We start from the raw sequence: 4,805 nt of genomic DNA, 5'->3' as shown, positions 1-4,805 counted from the left end.
CTGCATCCTCTTTGGTGAGTTTGTTCAAGCATCAGGAGCCGTTTTTCCTTACTACGTGGATTTGCGAAGAATCATTTCTCAGCCGCAACTGTTTCACCAGGTTTTAACGGCTTACGCCGACATACTGCAATCCCTTAGCTTCGATCGCATCGCGGGGATTCCGTATGGTTCCTTGCCCACTGCCACCGGACTGGCACTCCAACTGAATCGACCGATGATTTTTCCACGCAAAGAGGTGAAAGCGCACGGCACCCGTCGTATGGTGGAGGGCAACTTTGAGCCGGGAGAGACGGTGGTGGTGGTGGACGATATTTTGATTAGCGGCAACAGCGCCATGGAGGGAGCCGCCAAACTGCGATCGGTGGGCTTACAGGTGCGCGATATTGTCGTGTTGTTGGATCACGAACAGGGCGTTAAGCAGCGGTTACAGGAGAGTGGGTACCAAGCACACTCGGTTTTGACGCTCTCAGCAGTAACCGAAACGCTGTATCAGACAGGTCGAATTACCGAAGCCCAGCGGCAGGCGTTTGCAGAAACTCAGTCGAGCGGCACCTAAGCCAGCCCCATTGCTTGCATCTCTGGGCTGCGAAGGGACCACACAGCAGACACGATTTGTATAGAAATGTATCATCCTTCGGCTGGATGTGTCCAGCTAGTGCGCTACTGAGAATTACGTGATCGCCTTGCGGACGAGAATCACAGTGCAGTGGCAGTGACGGGCAATCGCTTCAGGAATGTTGCCCTGAATTGCCTGCTGCAAGAGTCCTTCGCGGCTGGCTCCCACCACCACGACATCGCACTGATCCCGCTGCGCCACATCGACAACTGCATCAGACACCGACTTAGCGCATATGGGTAGCGTTGTCACCGATCGTTGCAGCCGCTGCCGCAGAAAGGTTGCGTCTTCTTCTAGGCGATGGGTGTTGTGGGTGGAGTCATCTGAGGGGAAGATCTGGCAAAGACGGATCTCGGGTTGCCGACTGACCGACACGAGCGCAGGTAAAAGCTTGATAGCGTACTGAGAATTGGGACCGCCTGCGATCGGGACAAGCCAGCGCTCTAGGGAATGCGGCGTGGGGACTGGCGAACGAAGCAGACGGGAGGCAGGTTCCTCACCCAGCTTTACTAGCACAACGTCACACTTTGCCTGCCGGATTACCGTATCGACAACGGCACCAAAAATGCGTCCGGGCGTGGACGTGTTGCCCTTCCAGCCCATCAGCAGCAAATCGATGTGGCGGTCTTTTAGCGTTTCGAGAATCGCCTGATCGATGCTGTGGGCAACGCGAATCTGAGTATGAATCGAGACGTTGGCAGCTTTTGCTTGGTGAATCGCCTGAGTCAGGAGCCGCCGACTGCGGGTCGTGTTAACTTCTGTTTCCGATGGCACTCGCCGACGCGATACCAACATGACCTGCAAGCATTCCAGCTCGTAGTGCCGCTCTTGCGCGATCGCGATCGCCAGCTTCAGCATACTCGGTGCCGTTTGGGGATTGCTCAACGGCAGCAGCAGGCGTCCCCGTCCAGTCGCGGGCGATCGCGTTTGATACACCACATAAGACGGCTCTGCGACAGGTCCAATTCGGGTGGAGCCGCCCCGCAGTTTATCGGACTCGACGCGCAAAATGTCGCTGCGGGTGATGATCCCCACAAGGCGGCGTCCCTCCGTAACGGGCAGGCGAGACAGCTTGTAGCGCGACAGCAAATACAAGACTTGGCTCAGCGGATCGTTTGGCTCCACGACGATCGGACGCGGCGTCATGATGTCCTTCACAAACGCCGCGCCAGACAGGTATCGCTGCGCCACTTTGTCCAAATCGGTGAGGGTGACGATTCCAACCAGTTTGCCGTTCTCGACCACGGGAAAGCCACGATGGTGCGATCGGGAAAACGCCTGCACTGCCTCGTCTAGCGTCATTTGGCTGGTCAGCGTCTCTACGTTCTGCTGCATTACGTCGGCAGCCGTCAACCGCGCCCATAGTCCATCGCTGATTTTATCTGGCTCTAACTGAATTCCCTTTAGCGCTAGCAGTTGGGTGTAGAGCGATCCCGGAACCAAGCGCTCTGCTACGAGATACGCCGTCACTGAGGCAATCATCAGCGGCAGCACCAGCTCAAAATTTGTCGTCATCTCGAATACGATGACGATCGCTGTCACAGGCACCTTTGCCACCGCCCCGAAAAATGCTCCCATTCCGGTTAGCGCATAGGTGACTGGCTCACCGCCCAGCAGCGAGTTCTCCGCCATGCCAACCAGATGCCCCAGTGCCGCACCCAAAATCAGACTGGGAACAAACAAACCGCCCGGAGTTTCCATGCTGCACGCCAGCAGGGTCAGGCAAAACTGCACAACAAACGCCAGCGCGGTGAGCTGCCAGGATGCCGTTCCAGCCGTGAGAAACACTTGCAGCGTCGAACTGTCGCGGAAGACGATCGGCAATGCCGCTGCCGTGATGCCCGATAGAAGTCCCGCTAGCGCAATCTTGAACGGCAGACTCAGCCGCAAATTGCGTCGCGTCCACTTTAGACTTACAAGCACACCGCGATTAAACAGCGCGGCAAAGATGCCCGCCAGCAGCCCCAGCAGCAGAAAAAACGGGATCTCTGGCAGCGTAAAGCTCGTTTCGTGCGCGAGCGGATTGAAGCCCAGGGTAACGTTAGGTCCTGCTAGCACCCGCGCGATCACGCCTCCCGTGAAGGATGCCAAAATTGCCGTTCCCAGCGTCAGGCTCGACACATCCTGGAGCAGTTCTTCAATCACAAACATAACGCCTGCGATCGGCGCATCGAATCCTGCTGCCAAGCCTGCTGCCGCTCCTGCTGCAATCAACTGCCGCTGATGATCCGGTGAGGCAGGCATCCAACGGCTAAATTGCGCCGCCAGTGCAGCTCCAATCTGCACCGTTGGACCCTGTCGTCCTAGCGCAAACCCACCACTGAGGGTCAGCATGGTGCTGAGAAATTTGACCACGGCAACGCGGAGATTGAGGGCGATCGGTACGTGTGCCAGTGCCGCTTTTACCTGAGGAATGCCGCTGCCCGCGGCTTCCGGTCCGGTGCGCTCAATTAGAAAGCCTGCTAGGAATCCACTGCCCGCACCAATCAATGGCAGCAGTATCCAGGCAGGCAGCGGCATCGATTCTTGTGCCCGCCAGCCACCGAGCAATACAACTGCCTGCCGCAGCAGCACTGCAGACAGTGCCGCAATTAAACCGATGAGCACGGCTTCTAGAATCGCCAACCGCTTCGGTCTCAGCAGGGATTGCAAGGACTGAAGTAATGCCAGAGGTTGCATGCACCCGCGATCTCAACACGATCGCAAAATAAAGGGAATCCTGTTCTACCCTACACCTGATTGGAGCCGTGTTCTTGCAGTGCAGACGACTAAACCAGGGCAACCGCATGTAAACTCTAAGCGAGCAGTGAACCGTCAAAATTGCTGACCGAACCGCCGGTTCTAAGGACTGGATAGTCCACGCTGCACGTTGGCTTATATTGCGCTAACTATGGGTTGCCGGGTGACGAGACTAAAGTAATCACGGTCACCTCCGGCGGACAAAACACCCGACCCGGAAAATAAGTGCCGAGTCCACGATTGACATAGAGCTGATTGCTGCCCACGCGGTGCAGTCCTTGAGACCACTCCCAGTGCTTGGCAACGCGATAGTAGGACTTCAGCCCCGGCAGCGATCGCCGCACCCGCTTAGGTAATTTGTAATACAGTGGTGCGGCTAATTGCGCCAGCGTACCAACTCCTGGCACAACAACCTGCCCGCCGTGGGTGTGTCCAGATAGCTGCAAATCCACACGCCACGCCTGCAACAGCTCCGCCGTATCGGGATTGTGGGACAGGATAATGCGAGGGACAGCAGGGTTTAGCTTTGCCATGACAGGGGCTGGGGCAAATTCTGCTGACCAGAAATCTGCCAGCCCAACGATCGGCAACTCGGGTCCTAACGGGTAGGCAACATCATTCCACAGCACCACAACTCCAACGCTGCTGAGCGCTTGGGTCACTTCTGCCCGCGACGGGCGACGGCAGATGTCGTGGTTGCCCAAGCAGGCAATAATGCCGCAGCGACTGTGCAAGGTTTTCAACCACGGTGCTAATTCATGAATGTATGCGGGATCATCGGTAATATAGTCTCCGGTCAGTAGCACCACATCTGGAGCTGCCGCATTACTTGCCGCGATCGCTCGTTTTAACAGTCGTTCAGAGAGCCGTAGCCCATCAAAGTGAAAGTCTGAAAGCTGAACCAATCGGAGGTTGTTCAGGGAGTTGGGCAGGTCCGCAATCTCTACCCGTACTCGTTCGACTGTTAGCGGTCCTGTCAACACTCTGTGCATAGGCTCACACCAGTAAGGCACCTCTAGACTAGCACCCGCAATTTGCCGTTAGGGGAGCCGTCCTGTGGCAGCGTGCTTGTGGAATCTATTGGCTGTCGGGTGTTGGCTGTTCGTGACGCTATAGGAATTCCTCCTACCTAGGCGTCCTCTAGCAGCCAGCGCAGCATTTCTGGCAGGCGTTTTTGCCAGGACGTTTCGTGGTGAGTGTCACCCTCAGCTAGCACAAATCGGACTTCGTGGTCGCTGTAACCAAGCTGCTTCAAATGGTTATAGAAATCGCGAGTGATGGGAACGTAGTCCAGCCAAACGCCGTAGAACGAATACTGCTCTTTGCTGCCAACATGTAAAAGGACTTTGGACCAGCAGCGCGTGTGCTGGTCCCAGTAGCCGAACAGGGATTTGCCGCCGCCCAACATCAGCGCCGGAGACACCCCGCCGATGCGACCAAACACGGTGGG

The 4,805-nt window shown here is 56.6% G+C and carries 3 protein-coding genes and 1 pseudogene; 1 reads left to right on the top strand and 3 read right to left on the bottom strand.

Annotation, left to right across the window (positions count from 1 at the left end; genetic code table 11):
• A partial coding sequence (gene pyrE / locus H6F43_RS07820; RefSeq protein WP_190342238.1) for an orotate phosphoribosyltransferase occupies window positions 1-556 on the top strand: 556 nt, incomplete at its 5' end.
• A 114-nt stretch (window positions 557-670) separates the two neighbouring features.
• Here the strand turns inward: pyrE and H6F43_RS07815 are convergent.
• The 3 genes and pseudogenes from H6F43_RS07815 to H6F43_RS07805 all read right to left on the bottom strand — a co-directional run.
• A complete protein-coding gene (locus H6F43_RS07815; protein ID WP_190342237.1) occupies window positions 671-3,295 on the bottom strand; it encodes a chloride channel protein in 2,625 nt (874 codons plus the stop codon).
• 209 nt (window positions 3,296-3,504) lie between these two features.
• Complete coding sequence (locus H6F43_RS07810) at window positions 3,505-4,347, bottom strand: metallophosphoesterase (RefSeq protein WP_190342236.1); 843 nt, start codon at window positions 4,345-4,347, stop codon at window positions 3,505-3,507.
• 137 nt (window positions 4,348-4,484) lie between these two features.
• Window positions 4,485-4,805 (bottom strand): annotated as a pseudogene (locus H6F43_RS07805) (alpha/beta hydrolase); the annotation flags it as partial.

The sequence above is a fragment of the Leptolyngbya sp. FACHB-36 genome, from assembly GCF_014695955.1.
In the GTDB taxonomy this organism is placed as follows: domain Bacteria; phylum Cyanobacteriota; class Cyanobacteriia; order Leptolyngbyales; family Leptolyngbyaceae; genus FACHB-36.
The sequence above is the reverse complement of the archived record's forward strand: the minus strand, read 5'-3'. Positions and strand labels throughout refer to the sequence as shown.

Excerpts from the sequence above, each read along its gene's own strand:
- H6F43_RS07815 (WP_190342237.1), bottom strand. The coding sequence starts at position 3,295 with ATGCAACCTCTGGCATTACTTCAGTCCTTGCAATCCCTGCTGAGACCG.
- H6F43_RS07810 (WP_190342236.1), bottom strand. The coding sequence starts at position 4,347 with ATGCACAGAGTGTTGACAGGACCGCTAACAGTCGAACGAGTACGGGTA.